We start from the raw sequence: 18391 nt of genomic DNA, 5'->3' as shown, positions 1-18391 counted from the left end.
GGACAACGTGAACAAGCGCGAGAAGAACGGCCGCGGCGGGAAGGACGAGCACGACAAGGGCGGGGGCGAGCTCGCCGAGGCGGCGCGCGCGCTCGAGCGCGAGCTCTTCCGCTTCGAGGAGCTCGCGGAGTCGGCGCGGCGGCTGTCCTTGGACACGCGCAAGGGGATCGAGCGTGCGGCGAAGTCGACGACGGAGGCCGCGGAGGCGCAGCAGCGCGTGAGCGTGGCGCTCGGGTCGCTGATCGCGGCGATCGCCGCGGCGCGGGATCGCCACGAGGCGACGGCGACGGCGCTGGCCGCGCGGGGGGAAGAGATCAAGCGGCGGGCGGAGCAGCTCGGGGAGCTGTTCCAGCGCTTCGCGGCGCTCGGCGAGGAGGGGCGAAACATCAACCAGCTGGTCCAGGAGGCGGCGGCGCGCCAGCGCGAGGCGACGAGCCCCGAGCAGATCGCGGAGGTGGTGGCGGCCATGGACGAGGTCGAAGGGCGCATGGGGCGCCTCGCCGACGAGGCGCGCGAGCTGGCTCAGGCGGCGACGGCGGCGGGGATCGTGGACCTCGCGGAGCAGGCGGACGGAATGCGGCAGCAGGTGACCGCGATGCGGAACAAGGTGGGGCTCCTGAGAAAGGGGCTGGTCGCGCGCCTCTCGGGGGGGACGCAACCGAACTAGAGCGGCGTCAACCGCTTCGGATACCTAGAGCAGTTTTCGCTCGGGTTCATGCAGACGTCTTCCGTCCTTCGTCTCTCGTCCCCGTCTTCCGTCTTCCGTCTTTCGTCTTCCGTCTTTCGTGCTCGTCCTTCGTGCGCGTGCGCGTGCGCGTTGACTCCCGGGAATCGCGCACGCGCACGCGCACGGAAGACGGGGACGAGAGACGGGGACGAGAGACGGGGACGAGAGACGGGGACGAGAGACGGGGACGAGAGACGAGGACGAGAGACGGACGACGGCGTATCAGTCCCAGCTGAAAACCGATCTAGATCGACGGGGCGCGACAGAGCGTGAAGTAGTGATCGAGCGCCTTCTCTCCCTTGAAGGCGGCGCCGATCGAGACGTCCCTGGAGACTCTGCGCATGAAGTCGCGCGTCCCGTTGTACACGAAGGCCTGGAGGCCCTTGCTGTTGGGAACGACCTGGGGCCAGCCGTCGGGCACGGGGCCGTCCGGGACCTGGAAGTAGTCGATCACCACCGCGCCGCGCTCCTGCCAGGCGAGATTGCCGGCGGTCGGGACCGCGACGAAGAAGCCAGGACCGATCCAGGAACGCGTGAGACCCTCGTTGTACCCGAAGAGCCGGGCGCCGCCGTCCTCGGGGCGGGCAAAACGCTTCTCGAAAAAACGGAACGGCGACGGGAGAGGAAGACTGTTCCTGCCCTGGTGATGAACCGCGACGCGGCGCGAGGTGCCGTCCGGGACGAAGAAATCGAGCGTGATCGGGGGGGAGTGGCTCGCGGCGGCGTAGAGCGACCGCTGATCCGCGCGGGTCGTGGTCGAGAGGGCGCGGAGGCGCTCGTCGTGCGTCAGGCCATCAAGGTACTCCGCGAGGCGAGCGACCGGGGCGTTCTGGCGAAGAAGTTGGATGAGCTCCGACATGGGCAGAGGAGCATAGCAGCGTCCGCTTTCGACGCAGGCGGCCAGCCTCGCCGCGACGCGAGGCTGGCCGGACGAGGCGCGCCGCGGGCGCGGAGCCTCAGCGGCAGTCGGAGGGAGAACGCAGCAAGGCGGCGGCGCGATCGGTCAAGTCCGCGCCGTCGAGGGCGGCGGCGAAGCGGCGGAACGCCGGCTCGTTGCCGCCCGTCAACACGAACGCCGCGCAGACGGCGCCGGGATGGACCGAGCGGGCCGCGGGCGCGCGAAGCACCCGAGTCAGGCCCGCGAGCGCCGCCTCGTTGCCAGCCGCCGTGGGCGCGGCAGAGGCCACGACGGCGCGGAGATCCGCGGCGAGGACGTCGGAGACGTCGGTCACGCCGAGCACGCCGGCGAAGAAGTCGCGCCACGCGGGGAGGGCGGCCTGGTCGAGCCCGTCCAGGTACGTCGCGAGGTGCCGGAGCGCGAGGACGCGCGCGCGCACCGAGCTCGACGCGAGCGCGACCGGCCCCCACGTGCGGAGCGCCGCGTCGGGCGACAACCTGAACTTGGACAGGTACTGGAGCCGCGCGTCGGAGACGCCGCCGTACGCGAGCCCGGCCCGCAAGAGGGCCCAGTCCTCGGCGAACAGATCCTCGGGCGAGACGACGGCGCTGCACGCCGCGTAGCTGTCGATGTAGTCGAGCCCGTAGCTGTGCGGGGCGCCGGCGAAGAGGCCGGCGAGCACGCTGGACCACGCGCCGCGGACCTTGGCGTCGAGGCCCGGCGCGCTCGCGGCGTCGCACGCCGCGGCGAGCGCCACGGCGCGGGCCGCCTCGCCGTCGAGGTCCTCCAGGAAGATCTCGAGCTGCTCGGGCGCGAGCCCGGCGGGCAGGCCGCCCTGGAGCGCGGCGAGCTGGTGCGCGCCGCCGACCTCGAGGAAGCGCGAGACCGCCTCGGGATCCGACGGCACGCGGCGCGGGGCGAGCGCCGCGGCGTAGGCCTCGAGATCGCGCTCGGTGCCGAGGAAGGCCCACTCGGGGTGGCGATCCAGCGGATCGACGACGAGGAGCTCGGAGGGGCGCGCGGGCGCGACCTCGACGCGCTCGCCGGGCGCGAGCGCCTGCACGCGGGTGGCGCCGTCCACGGAGACCCAGGCGAGCTCCAGCGGGGCGACGAGCGCGCCGTCCGGGTCGCGCAGCGTGACGAACGCCCCGCCCGACGGCGCGGGCTCGACCGCGAGGCTCGGGAGCGCCTTGGCCGAGGCCGCGCGCCGCGCGCGGGCGAGCGCCTCCGGGCCGAGCGCCGGCGCGAAGGCGTCGAGGAGCGCGTCCGTGCCGATCGTCCCGAAGCGGCGCTCCGCGAGCACGCCGCGGAGCGCCGACCAGAAGGCGTCCTCGCCGGTGAGGCTGCGGATCTGGGTGAGCAGCCAGGCCGCGCGGTCGTAGGGGCCGCTCGTGTACTTCTCGTCCGGCGCGAGCGACGGGTCGCGGACGGCGTCGCCCGCGCGGGGGCCGAGCTCGTCGCCGTTCAGCGTGCCCGCGCCGCTCTCGTCCGTGTAGGCGCGGACGCCCTCCTGCTGGAGCAGCGTCGCCATGCCCTCCTTGATCCAGAGGTCGTCCCACGTCTCCACCGTCACCAGATCGCCGAACCACTGGTGCGCGAGCTCGTGCGTCGTGAGCAGGAGATCCGAGGCGAGCGCGGGCTCGGTGCTCCGCTCCTCGCGCTGGAAGCTGATGCTCGCGTGCTCGACCCCGCCCACCGAGAAGTCCGGCAGGAGCACGAGCGCGTACTTCTCGAACGGGTACGGCACGAGCAGCTCCTCGAAGCGGCCGATCGCGCGCGCGATCTCGTCCACCATCTTGCCGTGATCGCCGGGCAGCCCGCGGCGGTGCCAGACCGCGATGGGGAGGTCCCCCCTCGCGCCGCGCTCGACCTCGAAATCGCCGATCGCGAACGCCATGAGGTAGGGCGGCAGCGGGTAGGCGGTCTCGTAGCGGACGAGGCGGCCCGAGGCCCCGAGATCCTCGTCGGCGACGAGATCGCCGTTCGCGATCAGCGACTCGCCGCCGTCGACGCGCATGGCGACCGAGAACACCGCCCGATCCGAGGGCGCGTTGTGGCACGGCATCCACCGCGACGCCCCGAGCGGCTCCGAGATCGTGTAGACCGCGCGCACGGCGACCGGATCGCCCTTGCGCGCCGGCACCGCGCGGAGCGCGTCGCCAGAGAGCGCCTCGTAGTCGATCTCGAGCGCGATCGGCTCGCCGCGCGACGCCTCGGGCACGCTCGAGAGATCGACCGCGAGCGCCTCGCGCGCCGGATCGAGCTCGTGCGGGAGCGCGCCGCCGTCCTTGCGACGGACCTCCTTCACCTCGGCGACGGCGCTGTCGAGCACGACGACCCGCGGGCCGTCGCCGGCGATCGACAGCGTGAGGCCCAGCGTCGCGACGAGGCGGCCCCGCTCCCAGTCGAACTCGCCCCGGAGATCGTACCGCTCGACGTCGAACGCGCTCCCCTCGAGCGGCGCCGGGCCTTCCCCCGAGCACGCCGCGGCGAGCGATCCAAGCAGCAGGCAGGCCACCCGGAACGCTCCGGGGCGGTGTTTCTGGACAGTGCAGTGCATCGGTCTCCCTCGATCGAAATGAGGAGCTTCCCCTCGTCGGCCCGACGCCAGAGCCCGGCACCCCGAGCCCGAGTCGGCGCAGCGACGCGTAACTGACCGCGGGACAGTTACAGAACCAGGGCCCGCGGCCAAGCGAAGGCGACGCCTCGGAGCGCCGCGGCGGGGCGCTCGGCGCTGAAAAAACGGGGCGCTCGGTCGCGCGTGTCACGAGCGCGGCGCGCGGGCCGCCGGCGCGGGCGAGCGCCGCGTCGCGCGCGCAGGCGCTGTCCGAGGCGCGCGCACTCCTGCGCACCATGGGCGCGTCGCACCGGTCATTTCGCCTTTCATTTGCAAGGGTTGCAGCGACCTATGCGAGGATGCTGCCCGCCATGGCACATCATAGAGAGGGGTGCAGGAGGGGGCGCTCGCTTGTCGCGCCGCTGGCCGTGGGCGCGGCGCTCGCCGTCGCGCTCGTTCCGAAGAGCTCGTCCGCTCAGACGTGGGCCGACGGGCGGACGACGCCGGTGCTCGACGAGATCGTCGCGCTCGACAAGACGGGGGAGCCGCGCTGGCCGTACGGCAAAGAGGATGTCGCGGGCGACGGCATGGGGACGTTCGAGGTCCCGGAGCAGTCGATCGATTTCCGCGCGGCGTACGCGGTCGCCGACGCGGGGCGGCTCTGGGTGCGCGCTTACGTGTCGGGGACGACCGCGGTCGGCGCCCAGGCGACGCTCTTCGTGTTCATCGACGCCGACAAGAACCGGGGGACCGGCGGCACGGCCCGGGCGCCCGAGATCGACCCGCGGTTCACGGAGGACGATTCGCCGGGCGGCTACGAGGTCGTGCTCGGCGTGAAGGGCGACGGCACGCGCGCGGGGGTCTGGACGTTCGCGGCCTCGGGGAGCTACGAGCCCCTCACGGTCACCGACATGCAGGTGGCCACCGAGGCACGGGCCGACGTCGATCCGCTGCTGCTCGGCGAGGAGACGCGGGGATACGCGCAGGGCTCGATCGCGCTCGACATCGTGGGCGTGGACGCGACGTGCAACGCGAACCTGTACTTCCGGTCGGTGAACGACGCCCCGGGGCTCGGGGCGGGCGATCTCGACGTCGGCATCTCCGCCCCGTGCATGGCCGGCGATGCGGACGGCGACCGCGTGCCCGACGTGATCGTGCCGCCCTCCGGCTGCACGGACGACGCGGACTGCGCCGGCCGGGGCGTCTGCGTGGACGGCGACTGCATCCTCCCGGTGTCGTGCGTCGACGACGCGGACTGCGACGCGGACGAGGACTGCTCGCCGGATCACCGGTGCGTCCCCACGCCCAGCGGCACCTGCACGTCGAACGCCGAGTGCGGCGATCTCGTGTGCGTGAGCGGGCAGTGCGGCCCGTGCTCGCCGGGCTCGTCGGCGTGCGGCGGGGACCTGGTCTGCGCGCCGACCGGGCGCTGCGTCGAGGGCGGGACGGCTGGGGTCCAGGGCGGCGCCTGCGCCTGCACGGCGGGGCCCGCGCCCCTCGGCGGCGGCGCCCTCTCGCTGCTCGCCGCCGGCGGGCTCGCGCTCGCCTGGCGCAGACGCCCCCGCCGCGGACCGGGGGCTGGCCGATGAAGAGGAGACCCATGCGCGCACGGACCACCGCCGCCACCGCCTGCAGCATCGTCACGATCCTCGCCGCCGCGACGAGCGCGTCGGCGCAGGAGACCAACATCGACGTCGAGCGCTTCAAGCCCGCCGTCACCCACGACGCGTTCGTCGTCACCGAGGGCTCCGGCGTCCGTGAGCCCGCGGACCCCTGGGAGTTCGGGCTGCTCCTGAACTACGCGCACAACCCGCTCATCTTCGCGACCGGAGACGGGGACGTGCGGACCCAGATCGTGAGCGGCAGGCTGGGCGCCGATCTCATGGCCTCGGTCACCATCGCCGAGCCGTTCGCGCTCGGCCTCGACATCCCGTTCTTCCTGTTCCAGTCGGGGGAGGGCTCGCCGTCGTTCGGGGGCCTCGGCGACATCCGGCTCGTGCCGAAGCTGCGCATCCTCGACGACCGCGACTCCATCGGGCTCGGCCTCGTGGCCGAGCTGCGCGTGCCCACGCACACCGGCGACTTCGCGGGCGGCGCGCGCAACGTGGTGTTCTGGCCGCGCATCGTCCTCGATCACCGGTTCGCGCCCGGCCTCAGGTTCGGCGTCAACGCGGGCGTCGCCATCCGCGAGGGGACGACGTACCGCAACGTCGAGGCGGGGAGCGAGCTGACGTACGCGGCGGCGCTCGGCTACCGCTTCGGCGGCATCGACGGCAAGGTCGAGATCGGCGCGGAGGCCAACGGCGGCATCGGCTTCACCGCGGACGACCTGAAGGAGGAGGAGACGCCGCTCGAGGCGCTCGGCTACGTGAAGATCAACCCGAGCGAGGAGTGGGAGATCGTCGCGGGCCCGGGCATCGGCGCGCTGGCCGGCTACGGCGTGCCGCTCTTCCGCGTGTTCGCGGGCGTGAAGTACACGCCGACCTCGCACGACCGCGACCACGACGGGGTCGACGACGAGCGCGACCAGTGCCCCGACGTGGCTGAGGATCGCGACGGCGACTACGACAGCGACGGCTGCCCCGAGGAGGACGCCGACGACGATCAGGACGGCGTGCCGAACGCGGACGACGAGTGCCCGGACGAGAAGGAGACGATCAACGGCGTCGAGGACGACGACGGCTGCCCGGACAAGGGCGATCCGCGGGTCACGTACGAGCAGGGTGAGTTCGTGATGCGGGATACCATCCGTTTCCGGACGGGTTCGGCCGAGCTCGAGCCGGAGTCGTACAGGACCCTCGACCAGGTGGCGCTCGTCCTGAAGGCGAACCCCGAGATCGAGCACGTGCGGGTCGAGGGGCACACCGACGAGACCGGCACGCGCGAGCTGAACCAGGAGCTGAGCCAGCAGCGCGCCGACACGGTCCGGAAGTACCTGATCCAGAAGGGCGTCAGCCCGGGCCGGCTCACGGCCGAGGGTTACGGGTCGGACAGGCCGGTGGCCGAGGGCGACGACCCGGCGAGCCTGGCGAAGAACCGCCGCGTGGAGTTCGTGATCGAGGAGTGATCGACCAGCGAGGCGCGCTCCTCCTCCGGAGCGCGCCTCGCCCACCGCGGCGCGGCAGGCCGCGCCTCGCGCGGGCGGCTGCCGCGCGCCGGAGGCCGCCGCCGACGCTCGTCAGAACCGGCCGTGGATCCCGAGCCCGCCGCCGTTCGCCCCGACGGCGGGCGTGACCACGATCCGCGCGGCCGCGGGCTGCGCGTCGCCGAGCGACGTCACGAACAGCGCGACGCCGGCCGCGAGCCCGAGCCCCCCGACCACGAAGCCGACGTTGGACAGCGTCGCCGCGCTCTTGGCGTCGTCGACCAGCGAAACGCCCTGATCGTCGCAGAGCGTCTCGGTCCGGCAGTGCTCGTCCTGGGCCCGGTTCCACCGCGCGCCGGCGATGAGCCCGAAGATCGAGCCGGTCACGACGCCCGCGACGCCGACGCCGCCGGCCACGAAGGCGAGGGTGCGGCGGGTGCTCGCGCCGCCGTCGTCGCCGCCCGCGGCCGGCCGGAGCGGCGCGGCCGGCGCCGACGCGGGCGGCCCGCCCGGCTGCGGCGGCGCCGCCGCGGACGCCCCGGCCGCCGCGTCGTCCTCGAGCGGCGGGATCGCCACGGTGACGACCTTGCCGGGGCCGGCGGTCTGCGCCTCCACCGAGAACGGCTTCTTGCCGGGCGCGGTCGCCTCGATGCGGTGCTTGCCCGGGTCGACCGGCAGCGGCGCGCCCCACGCGCCGGCGTCGAGGACCGCGCCGTTGCGCCGCACGACGAGCCCGTCGGCCGGCGCGCTCACCGCGACGGCGAGCCGCTCCAGCCGCTTCTCCAGATCGGCCGCGCGGCGCGTCGCCTTCGCCTCGCGGTCGGCCTGGCCGGCCCGGCTCGCCATGTCCGCGGCCTCGCGGAACGCCGCCCAGGCGCTCGCGGTCCGGCCGAGCCGCTCGAGGCAGTCCGCCAGGTTCCACTGGGTGCCGTAGCCCGGATCGAGCCGCTGGCTCGCCGCGAACTTGGGGCACGCCTCGGCGAGCTTGCCCTGCGCGACGAGCTCGCGCCCCTCGCGGAAGAGCGCCTCGGCCGCGGCGGCTTGATCCGCCGACGGCTCCGCGCGGGCCAGGCCCGCGGAGAGCGACAGGAGCGCGGCGACGCACCACGCGGCGCGTCTATTTCCTCGATGTCTCGTCATCGTCGTTCCTCGGGGGCCTGGGGGGCGGCGGCGGCCTCACGGCGGACGGCCTCGGCGCGGGCGGGCGCGCGGCGGCGCCGGCGCTCGCCGACGCGGCGGCGCGCGCCGTCGCCGTCGGCGGGGGCGGCGCCGCGGCCGTCGAGGAGGCCGCGGCCGGCGCCTCCCCGGGGGCCGGCGCGCCGGTGCCCGGCGGCTCGGCCTCGGCGCGCGGCGCCGGCTGGGCCTCGGCGCCCGCGGACGGCGGCGGCGGCTCGGCCTCGGCGCGCGGGGGCTCCGGGTCGGCCGACGGCGCGGCCGGGGGCGACCCCGTGCCGCGCACCGCGAGGTAGACGCCGGCCCCGCCCGCGATCGCGGCGGCCAGCACGCCGCCGGCGAGCAGCGCCACGGGCGCGCGCGACGCCGGGCGGTCGCTGCGGTTCGACAGCCCCACGCTCGTGGCGGGCGCCGTGCCCGAAAGCGCGTGCGGCCCGGCCGGCGCGCCCGACGGCCGCGGCTGGCCCGGCGCGGCGTCGAACGGCGCGCCCGACAGCCGTGGCGGGGTCGACGCGGCGTCGAACGGCGCGCCCGACAGCCGGGGCGGGGTCGACGCGGCGTCGAACGGCGCGCTCGGCATGCGCGGCGGGCCCGAGGCGGCGCCGAACGGCGCGGCGGCCCCGAACGGCGCGCTCGGCGCGGTGGCCCTGAACGGCGCGCTCGGCGCCCGCGACGCGCGCGTGGCGGCGTCGAGCGGCGCGAGCATCGCCTCGACGATCGCCTCGCCGTGCGGCAGGAACGCGCGCAGCGCCGCCGCCAGCTCGCCGGCGCTCGCGGTGCGGCCGGCCGGATCGATGACCAGCGTCCGGTGCACCACGTGGGCGACCTCCGGCGGAACCCACGGCGCGACCTCCTGGATCCAGCGCACGGGGGTCGTGCAGATGGCCAGGACGAGCTCGCCGAGGCCGGTCAGGTGCTCGTTGGGGCGGTGCCCGGACAGGGCGTGGTACAGGCTGATCCCGAGCGACCAGAGGTCCGAGCGCGCGTCGATCGCGCCGCTGCCGCGCGCCTGCTCGGGCGACATGTAGAGGGGCGAGCCGAGGAGCGCGCCGCTCTTCGTCATGGCGCCGTTGCCGAGGCTCTGATCGGTCACCTTGGCGACGCCGAAGTCGAGCAGCTTGACGACGCGCTGGCCGCCCGGCTTGCGCGCGAGGAACAGGTTCGCCGGCTTGATGTCGCGGTGGACGATGCCGGCCTCGTGCGCGCGCTCGAGCCCGAGGCAGGCCTGAAGGGCGACGCGGAGCGCGAGATCGACCGGCAGCGGGCCGAGCCGCTCGATGAGGGCCTGCACGTCCTCGCCGTCGAGGAACTCCATCGCGATGTACGGCGAGCCGGTCTCGCGGTCGCGCCCGGTGTCGAACACCTGCGCGATGTGCTCCGACTCGACCGCGCCGACCGCGCGCGCCTCGCGCTGGAAGCGGCGGAGGAGCTCGTCGTCGGCGGCCTGGCCGAGGATGACCTTCACCGCGACGCGGCGGCCGGTGCCGGTGTGCCGCGCCTCGTAGACGGCGCCCATGCCGCCCTGGCCGAGCAGCCGGACGATCGCGTAGCGCTCGTCGAGGACGCGACCGATCATGACGGGAGGCCCGGAGCGGCGGCTTGGGGGCGAGCCGACTTCACGGACGCAGGCTAGAGCACCTCCGCCCCCGCGTCACGCCTCGCCGCAGCTCCTGCACCACGGCAGCCTCACGAGCGTGCGGTGCGATGTCTCGAAGGTCGAGAGGTCCTGGATCAGGAGCCGGCCCCCGAGCCTCGACGGCGTGTACCCCGAGAGCACCTTCAGCGCCTCCAGGGCGACGAGCTGGCCGAGCAGCTGCGCCATCGCGCCGGCCTGGAGCGCGGGCTCGCCCCGGGGGCCCGCGGCGGGCGGGGGGTTCAGCGCCTCGGCCATCGCGCAGACCCGGCACGCCGTCGCGCCCGGGAACACGAGGGGGCCGAGGACGGCCGTCGCCCCCGCGAGCTCCGAGAAGAGGGAGACGATCCGCGCGCGGTGGCCGAACCGCGCGACGCGCTCCAGGAGCTCCGCGTCGTCGCCGCGCACGGCCGCGACGAGGAGGTGGGGGCGGTCGTCCGGGGCGAGGAGGTCGTCCGAGCGCAGCGCGGCGGCGGGGCGCTCGTCCACCCGGCAGCGAGGCGCGCGCTCGCGGATCAGCGCCGCCAGGGCGCCGCGCCGCGACGCGCCGAGCGCCGCCTGGCCGCGCGCGCGGACCACCGCGGCGTCGCGCGGGCCGACCGGGACGTCGCCGTCGTCGATCAGGCGGAGCGCGGAGATGCCGGCCGCCGCGAGCGCGAGGGCGGCGGCGGCGCCCCACGGCTCGAGGCCCACGACGAGCACGCGCGCGGCCGCAATCCGCTGCGCCGCCTGCTCCGGGGCCGAGGACCACCTGCGGAGGAACTCGAGCTGCCCGCGGAGGCGCTCGCGATCCGGGGGCTCCGCCGCGTCGGGCGCAGGCTCGATCAGCCCGCGCGCCGCGAGCAGATCGAGGAGCGCGAGCACGCTGTGGCCCGAGTAGTCGGCGAGCGCCTCGACGATCGCTTCTTGGTCGCGCGACCCGTCGAGCAGCGGCGCCACCCGCTCGAGGAACGCGCTCACGTCCGCGCCGGTGAGCTGGAAGGTGCCGAGATCGGATCGGAGGATGACCCCCGCGTCCGTGGGCGTGATGCTGGCCGAGCGGCTGAGTCGAATTCTGGGCATGGTGCTCTCCGACGCTCCCTGTTCAGCCGCGCTGGGCCCCTTTCGGCCCCTCGGCTGGCCCGGGCTGACCGACGCAGACGATGTACATGGCGTCCTCCTCGGCCGGGAGCGCGAGGAAGGCCTTGAGCTCGTCGTCGTAGAAGCCGCCGATCGCCACCGGGCCGAGGCCCATGGCCGTCGCGACGAGGTAGAGGTTCTGGCCGAGGTGCCCCGCGTCGAGCCACAGGAAGCGATAGCCGCGCTGGCCGTACTTCCACATGGTGCGGAACGGGACCGCCGTGATGATGACCACGACGTTGGTGCTCCGGACCATGTCCTGATCCAGCGTCAGATCCGTGAGCGCGGCGTGCGCGAGGCCTTCCCGGCGGAGCTCGAGCTCGTGCGCGCGAGCGTCGTAGTGATAAAGGCCGTCCGGGAGGTCCTCCACGGCCTGCGTCGCCACGTAGATCTCGAGCGGATACCGCCCTCCGGCCGACGGCGTCGGCCGATCGCTGCACCAGTCGCCGTCGATCGTTCGCAGCCCGCGGACGCCGTAGCTCGCGTGGAGGAGCCGCCCGAGCGCCGAGAGGGGCATCGGCCGGAGGGCGAAGTCGCGGACCGACCGCCGCCGCTCCAGCACCGCGCCGAGCGGGGCGTCGATCGCGAAATCGCGCCCCGGCAGCGGCGTGCGCGTCGAGCCGGCGTAGGTGCGGAAGCGGAGCGGCTGGAGATCTCCGTGGAAGGGCGGCTCGACCGGCCGCGCCCTCACGTGGGAGGACTGGAGGTGATAGAGCCGCGCGACGTCCGCCTCTTTGCTCCTTGCCATGGTGTCCTCGCTCAGGCCATCGGGTGAGGGTCCGGGTTGATCCCGTGGGGGGCCATCGAACGGAGGCGCGGATTGCCGAGCCGCGCGAGCTCGTGGCCGAAATGGATCTGCTGGAAACCGGGCCCGAGGGCCCGGGCGACGCGGAAGGGGGTCGCCGCGAGATCGGGCGAGGTCACGTCCACGATCGCGATCCGCAGGCCCGCGGCCTGGACGCGTCGGGCGAGCTCGGAGAGGGTGACATTCTCGGGCTCCTCGAGCGCGGCGGCGGTCACCGTGCGTCCCTGGCGGAGGAAGGAGAAGGCCGCGGCGCGGCTCGGGGGGACGTAATAGATCGCGTGATCCTCGAGCGTGCGCACGTCCTCCGGCCGCTCGGGGATGGCGAGCTCCTCGCCGGCCATCAGGCGGAAGACGTAACCGACGATTTGACCCTGCTCGAGGACGGCTTTCCTGATCGCGGTGAGGGGGCTCAGGTGGGCTCCGAGCGAGACCGTCGCGCCGGGCCAGCGCTTCCCATCGCCGTATCCCACGCACATGACCACGGGGACCGCGATGCCCGCGTCGAGGAGATACAGCTCGATCCGGGCGCCGCGCTCCCCGAGCTGTCGGGCGATCTCGTGCACCTCGGGGTCGACCGAGTCGTCGGGCAGGATGCGCCGCCCTGGCCTGCGGGCGAGCCACGAGATCATGAAGGCGTCGCGCTCGATGAGCTCGAGCGCGGCCCCCATCGACGCCGCCTCGAGCGTCGGGCCGGCGGCGAGCCCGTTCGACGTCACCTGGCAGAAGTAGGCGTCGGGCCCTGCGCAATCGCCGTAATAGGTCGGGAGCGCTGGCACGTGGACGGGCGCGCGGGTGTCCAGCCAATGCCCGAGGACCCATTCGATCGGCGTGGTCGGGTCGAGCCGCGCGTAGGGGAACCCGGGCCTCGCGTACTGCTCCTCGCCGTAGAGACAGAGCTGCTCCGGAGCGACGAAATCGCCCTGCATCTCGGCGACCGGGGCGCGGAGCAGCCCCTGCTCGTCGAAGAGCCTCGCGGAGTAGCGCTCGACCGCCTCGCCGGTCGCCCTGATCAGGGCCTCGACGGCCGTGGTGCCCTTTCCGGTGCCGACCTCCGGCTCGTCGCAGCAGCGCGCGTGCGCCGCGCCGTCGGTGTAATTGCTGAGGACCGCGCTGGCGATGATCGGCGCCTCGGGGGCGAGCGCCGGGTGCATGGCGCCCAGCGCGAGCCGCTGGACGATGCCCGTCCGTGGATCGACGACGCCGGCGAGCATCCGCCGGAGCTCCGCCGGATCGCGCGCGTCGCGCAGGCGCGCGCGCGAGCCCCTGCGCGCGCTCCCCGCGCCCAGGGCGCCGGCGGCGCCGCCGCAGATCGGGCACCAGGGCATCTGCAGGACGGCGTGGAACGACGCCTCCAGGTCGATCAGGCTCTGGATCACGAGGTGCCCGGCGAGCCGCGACGCGGCGCGGTTCACGAGCAGATCGACGGCCGCGATCGCGACGGCGTGGCCAAGGAGCGCCGGCGTGGGCGCGAGGTACGTGCGCGCGCGGCGCCCGGTGCGCCCGGCGAGGAGCGTCGCCTGGAGCGCCTGATCCGCCTCGGGCTGATCGCTTGTAGCGAGCCTCCGGAGACGGCAGCAGTTCCAGCACGCCGTCTCGCCTGGAAAGACGGCGGGGCCGATCACCGCCTCGAGCCCCTCGAGGTGCGCGCTGAGCGAGGGGGTCGACGTCGCGTGGGCGAAGCGGGCGACGCCCTGAAGAACGAGGAGATCGTCGCCGGAGACGCACGTGAGGATCAGGTCCCAGCCGGCGTCCTCGAGGACGAGCGGGCGATCCGCGGCCGCGATCAGCGCCCCGGGCGTGACCGCGCAGCCTGGCGCGATCCGCGAGAGCGCGAGGGCGAGCGAGCGCGCGCGATCTCTCCCGAGATCCGCCTCGGCAAACGGGCCGAGATCGTCCGCGGCGACCTCGCTGTCGTCGAGGACGTGGAGCGCGCCGACGCCCGCGGACGCGAGCTCGGCGGCCGCGACGGCGCCCCAAGGCTCGAGCCCGACCACGAGGACGCGCGATCGCGCGAGCTTCCCGCGCGCCTCCTCCGGCGCGGGCGGGGCGCTCCCCGCGAGCGTCGGCGCGGCGGTCGATGGGCTGGGCAGTTGAATGGCCACGCGAGATCTCCAGGTAAGGGCAGCGCCGCCGCGCCGCGCCTTCGGTAAAGAGGTTCAGTTCTGGCGCTCAACGAGCGATGTTCCGACAAGCCAAGGAGAGACGAGCCTCGCGTGCGGCCGGCGCGCCAGCGCGCCCGAACGTGGTGAGCCCAGCAAGACGGGAAGATGTCGTTCTCGATTCCTCACGATCCTCGTCTTCCTCCGGAGAGCCGTCGATCGGCCCCGCCGGCCCTCTGGGCTAGCTACAGCGGCCGCCGCACCTGCCGCCACACCGACCGCCGCACCTGCCGCCGCACCTGCCGCCGCACCGACCGCCGCACCTGCCGCCGCAGTAGCCGCCGCAATAGCCGCCGCAGCTGTGGCCGCAGTAGCCGCCGCAGAAGCCGCCGCAGTTGTAGCTGGCCGGATTCGCCAACTCCATTGCTTCCAGCTTGCTCGACAGATCGTCGATGGCGTTGCGGAGCTCCTTTATCGATACATCCAGATCCTTCGGCGCACCATTACCGTTGTTCGAGTCACTCATCGCAGAGCCTCCCACGAGTACGTGAGACAGGCAAAGGCTCTTCGTCAATCCGATGGTTCGTTGTATGGCGACGGATGTCGCCCTGGCAGGGGCCCGTTTGCCAAGGTCGCTCGTGACCTCCAGAGCGCCGGTCGCGCTGAGCTCCCGCGAAAATCGACGCATGGGAAGAGGAACGCGAGGACGCAAGGGACGCAAGGGGGAGAGGAGAATATAATCCATCTCTGTCTCCTTGCGCCTCTTGCGCCCTCGCGGTCCCTCCTCTCGCTGCACGCCGTGCTCTTCCAGCTCGCTCCTCGGCAGATCCGGCGGGCGCCGTGACGTGTTGAACCTGGCTGACTTTCAGCCTGTCCGGTGCTCTGGCGCCCCTCCGCTCGGGCCGGAGAGCCGCCGGGGACGTCGGGGATGAACCGCCTCCGTCGCGTCGCTCCGCGCCCGCCGAAGAACCCTGGATAACGCGGCGCCCTGCGCGCGCGCATCCATCGCGCCATGAGCGCTGTCTCATTAATTGCCTTCCTCCCCCCTGTCCGGTACCGGGCCCGCCTCCTCCCGGGCGCTCGGCGCTCGTCCGCAAAGGGGTGTCATGCATCGTACTTCGCTCGGACTTGCGATAGGTGGTCTATCTCTCTGGTTCCTCGCCGCGGCGACGTGGCTCTCAGGCTGCGGCGCCGCGGAGCGCTCCTCCCCGCAGGGCCTGGCCGAGGCGGGGTGCGCGGGCTGCACCGTGCTGAAGGGAGGCACGGTGTTCGACGGCGCGCGCGCGGCCAGGGCAACGGTGGTGATCGAGGGCGACAGGGTGAAGCAGGTCGTCCTCGACGAGCGCGACGCCGAGATCGTCGGCGGCGAGATCGTCGACGTCGCCGGAAAGACGGTGCTCCCCGGGCTGATCGACCTCCACGTGCACTCGCTCAGCGCCGCCGGGCCCTACGCGTACCACGACGGCGACCTCCACCTCGAGGATCACACGAAGGCGATGCTCCGGTCGGGCGTCACCTCGTACCTCGACCTCGGCTCGCTCCAGCACGTCATCTTCGAGCAGCGCGCGCGCGCCCGCGCCGGCGAGGTCCTCGCGCCGCAGCTCTTCGCCGCCGGACCGCTGCTCACGGCGACCGGCGGGCACCCCTGCGTTCACGGCAGCCCGCCCGGCGACTTCTGCCTCTTCATCGACGCTCCCGCCGACGTCGCCGGGGCCTTCGAGGCGCTGCTCCCGGCCGCCCCCGACGTCATCAAGATCGTCCTCGAGTCCGGGGGAGCGCGGCCGCTCCCGCGCCTCTCGCCCGACTCCGTCGCGGCGATCGCGCAGGCCGCCGGGGCCGCGGGCGTCCGGGTCATCGCGCACGCGACCTCGGCCGACGACGTCGAGGTCGCGCTCGACGCCGGCGTGACGCGCTTCGCGCACGTCCCGGACCAGGACCGGATCTCGCCCGAGCTCGCGCGCCGGATGGCCGCCGCGGGGGCCGTCGTGATCCCGACGCTCGCGTTGACCGACGGGCTCTACCGCGCGGCCCACGGGGCGCTCGCCGAGCTCGACGACCCCGCCCTCGGCGACGACGTGCCGGCCGACGTGATCGCCGCCCTGCGCGATCCGTCGCTGATCGCGGAGCTCAGGACAGCTCGTTACAAGGAGCTCGTGGCGGCGTGGCGCGCGCGCGGGGTCGAGAACCTCATGACCTGCTACCGCGCCGGGGTCACCATCGCCGCCGGCTCCGACGCCGGCAACCCGGCGGTCTTCCACGGGCTCGCCCTGCGCCGCGAGGTCGCGCTCCTCGTCGAGGCGGGGATGCCGCCGATCGACGCGCTCGCCGCCGCGACGCGCGCGGCCGCGGACGTGCTCGGGCGGCCCGACCTCGGGCGCATCGAGGAGGGGGCGCTCGCGGACGTGCTCGTGGTCGACGGCGATCCGCTCGCCGACGCCCGCGCGCTCGAGCGGGTCTCGCGCGTCTACAAATCGGGCGTCCTCCTCGATCGCGACGCGCTCGCGCTGCCCCGCGGGACGAGCCTCTCGAGGCAGCCGCGGACCGGCGCCGGCCGCGGCGACACGTGCCTCGGCGCGCCGGAGTGCGGCGACGCGCTGTCGTGCAGCGCGGATCAGCGCTGCGCCGCGATCTGCGATCGCCCCTCGGCCTGCGCGCCGGGGAGCGCGTGCGTCTTCGACGGCGGCTCGCCCACGGGCGGCTCGTGCGTGGACGGCGACGGCTGCGACCTCTTCGCGCAGGACTGCGAGAACGGCGCCGCGTGCGTGTTCCTGGGCAACGGCGCGACCTCGTGCTGGTACGCGGGCGCGGGCTCGGGCGGGCAGCGGTGCGACGCCCTCTTCGCGTGCGCGCCCGGCAGCCAGTGCGACGAGGCGTCGAGCACGTGCAAGGACCTCTGCGACCCGCGCGGAGCGCGCGCCCGGGCGTGCCCGGGCGGCAAGAAGTGCGTCGACCGCTCGGCGATCGCGGGGCTCCCCGTGGGCGTCTGCGACTAGGCCGCTCCGGGCGCGGCGCGCGGCGTCCCTCGCCGCGCCGCGCTCACCGCGACGCGAGCATCCAGGCGATCACGGTCCCCAGCGCGAAGAACAGGAGCCCCGCGCCGGCGAGCACGGCGCGCGAGGTCCGCCGCTCGATGAAGCTCGCCGCGGCCCGGAGGCTGGTCGGGGCGCCGATGGCGAGGCTCGTGTCCGGCGCGCTCATCCTCTGGATGGCGGCGTCGAGCGCCACGAGCACCGCGCGCGCGTGGGGGAAGCGGTGGTCCGGATCCTTGGCGAGCAGGCGCATCACGACCGCCTCGAGCGCGGGCGGGACGACGATGCCGGGGGTGCGCTCGGCGATCGGCGGCGGCAGCGTCGACCGGTGCTGGGCGAACAGCGCCGAGGGCTCCACCGCCGTGAAGGGGTGCTTGCCCGCGAGCATCTCATACAGGATGACGCCGAGCGCGTAGAGATCGGCCCGCCGGTCGACCGAGCGCATGCCGAGCGCCGCCTCGGGCGCCATGTACGCCACCGTGCCGAGCAGCACCCCGGCGTTCGTGAGCGAGCGGCGCGAGCCGTCGTCCGTCGTGAACGAGAACTGCTCGATCGGGACCTTCGCGAGGCCGAAATCGATGAGCTGGACGCGCTCCTCCGGCCCGTCGAGGACCATGATGTTGAGCGGCTTCACGTCCCTGTGCACGATCCCGAAATCGTGCGCGGCGTTCAGGGCGGTCGCGATCTGGCGCGCGATGTTCACCGCGCGCGGCGGGGAGATGGGGCCCTGATCGATGAGCTTGCGCAGCGTGACGCCGCGGATGAACTCCATCACCATGAACCACGCGCCGTCGTCGAGCTGGTTGATCTCGTAGACCGCCGCGACGTTAGGGTGAAAGATGTGGCGCCCGGCGATCGCCTCGCGCTCGAAGCGTTCGATGAGCTCCGGCAGCTCCTCCGCGTCCGGGTGGAGCACCTTGACGGCCACGTGCTCGCCGGTCGCGAGCTTCGTGGCCCTGAAGACGGCGGCGATGCCGCCCATCGCGACGAGCTCCTCGATGCGGTAGCGGTGGAGGAGCGTGCGCCCGATGAGCGTCATCGCCCGCTCGCGTGCCGCCGAGCTCGCCTGACCGCCCGCGAGGTACACCGAGTCGCTCATGCGGCGGCGCCTCCCGGCCAAGCCCTCAGCGCGCCGGCAGCGCCGCGGCGCAGGGCGCGCGCAGCCGCCCCGCGCCCGCAAGGCGCCTGGCGGCGGAACAGCGGTTCCACCCTGGCTGACATCATACGCGCTCGCACCGGGCGTCCCGAGGGTAGCGCCCCTCCGGG

13 protein-coding genes are annotated in these 18391 nt (G+C 74.2%); 4 read left to right on the top strand and 9 right to left on the bottom strand.

All coding sequences use genetic code 11. The features are described 5' to 3' along the window. The first annotated feature begins 7 nt into the window (after positions 1 to 7). The gene (locus WMF26_RS36070) at positions 8 to 667 is read left to right on the top strand and encodes a hypothetical protein (protein ID WP_437996420.1); all 660 of its coding nucleotides are present in this window, start codon (positions 8 to 10) and stop codon (positions 665 to 667) included. 304 nt (positions 668 to 971) lie between these two features. Here the strand turns inward: WMF26_RS36070 and WMF26_RS36065 are convergent, their stop codons facing one another. Further along, positions 972 to 1586 carry a hypothetical protein gene (locus tag WMF26_RS36065; protein WP_437996419.1) on the bottom strand — a complete coding sequence of 205 codons (615 nt, stop codon included), beginning with the start codon at positions 1584 to 1586 and terminating at the stop codon, positions 972 to 974. 97 nt (positions 1587 to 1683) lie between these two features. Next, positions 1684 to 4185, bottom strand: a complete 2502-nt coding sequence (locus WMF26_RS36060; protein WP_437996418.1) for a M1 family metallopeptidase — start codon at positions 4183 to 4185, stop codon at positions 1684 to 1686. A 368-nt stretch (positions 4186 to 4553) separates the two neighbouring features. On the opposite strand from WMF26_RS36060, the gene WMF26_RS36055 reads away from it, so the two are divergent. After that, positions 4554 to 5771: a hypothetical protein gene (locus tag WMF26_RS36055; protein ID WP_437996417.1), complete on the top strand. Its 1218-nt coding sequence runs from the start codon at positions 4554 to 4556 to the stop codon at positions 5769 to 5771. 11 nt (positions 5772 to 5782) lie between these two features. After that, on the top strand, positions 5783 to 7249 hold the full coding sequence (locus WMF26_RS36050; protein WP_437996416.1) for an OmpA family protein: 1467 nt from the start codon (positions 5783 to 5785) through the stop codon (positions 7247 to 7249). 111 nt (positions 7250 to 7360) lie between these two features. Here WMF26_RS36050 and WMF26_RS36045 read toward each other — a convergent pair whose 3' ends face one another. The 6 genes from WMF26_RS36045 to WMF26_RS36020 all read right to left on the bottom strand — a co-directional run bounded on the left by WMF26_RS36045 (position 7361) and on the right by WMF26_RS36020 (position 14622). Next, positions 7361 to 8407: a hypothetical protein gene (locus WMF26_RS36045; protein ID WP_437996415.1), complete on the bottom strand. Its 1047-nt coding sequence runs from the start codon at positions 8405 to 8407 to the stop codon at positions 7361 to 7363. Continuing rightward, positions 8385 to 10016 carry a protein kinase domain-containing protein gene (locus WMF26_RS36040; protein ID WP_437996414.1) on the bottom strand — a complete coding sequence of 544 codons (1632 nt, stop codon included), beginning with the start codon at positions 10014 to 10016 and terminating at the stop codon, positions 8385 to 8387. The genes WMF26_RS36045 and WMF26_RS36040 overlap by 23 nt, the downstream gene beginning before the upstream one ends. Positions 10017 to 10091: 75 nt before the next feature. Beyond that, positions 10092 to 11135, bottom strand: a complete 1044-nt coding sequence (locus WMF26_RS36035; protein WP_437996413.1) for a TOMM precursor leader peptide-binding protein — start codon at positions 11133 to 11135, stop codon at positions 10092 to 10094. A gap of 22 nt (positions 11136 to 11157) precedes the next feature. After that, positions 11158 to 11940, bottom strand: coding sequence for a SagB/ThcOx family dehydrogenase (locus WMF26_RS36030; protein ID WP_061627645.1), 783 nt, complete (start codon positions 11938 to 11940; stop codon positions 11158 to 11160). Positions 11941 to 11951: 11 nt separating this feature from the next. Further along, positions 11952 to 14099 (bottom strand): TOMM precursor leader peptide-binding protein, encoded by a 2148-nt coding sequence (locus tag WMF26_RS36025; protein WP_437996412.1) that lies wholly within the window; start codon positions 14097 to 14099, stop codon positions 11952 to 11954. A 238-nt stretch (positions 14100 to 14337) separates the two neighbouring features. Further along, complete coding sequence (locus WMF26_RS36020) at positions 14338 to 14622, bottom strand: hypothetical protein (RefSeq protein WP_437996411.1); 285 nt, start codon at positions 14620 to 14622, stop codon at positions 14338 to 14340. A gap of 580 nt (positions 14623 to 15202) precedes the next feature. Here WMF26_RS36020 and WMF26_RS36015 point away from each other — a divergent pair. Beyond that, positions 15203 to 17089: an amidohydrolase family protein gene (locus tag WMF26_RS36015; protein WP_437996410.1), complete on the top strand. Its 1887-nt coding sequence runs from the start codon at positions 15203 to 15205 to the stop codon at positions 17087 to 17089. A 43-nt stretch (positions 17090 to 17132) separates the two neighbouring features. Here the strand turns inward: WMF26_RS36015 and WMF26_RS36010 are convergent, their stop codons facing one another. Next, a complete protein-coding gene (locus tag WMF26_RS36010; RefSeq protein ID WP_437996409.1) occupies positions 17133 to 18224 on the bottom strand; it encodes a serine/threonine-protein kinase in 1092 nt (363 codons plus the stop codon). Positions 18225 to 18391 lie beyond the last annotated feature (167 nt).

This window comes from Sorangium sp. So ce185 (assembly GCF_051526825.1).
Taxonomy (GTDB): Bacteria; Myxococcota_A; Polyangia; order Polyangiales; family Polyangiaceae; genus Sorangium; species Sorangium cellulosum_D.
Note: the sequence above shows the minus strand (reverse complement) of the source record. Positions and strands in the feature narration are given on the sequence as shown.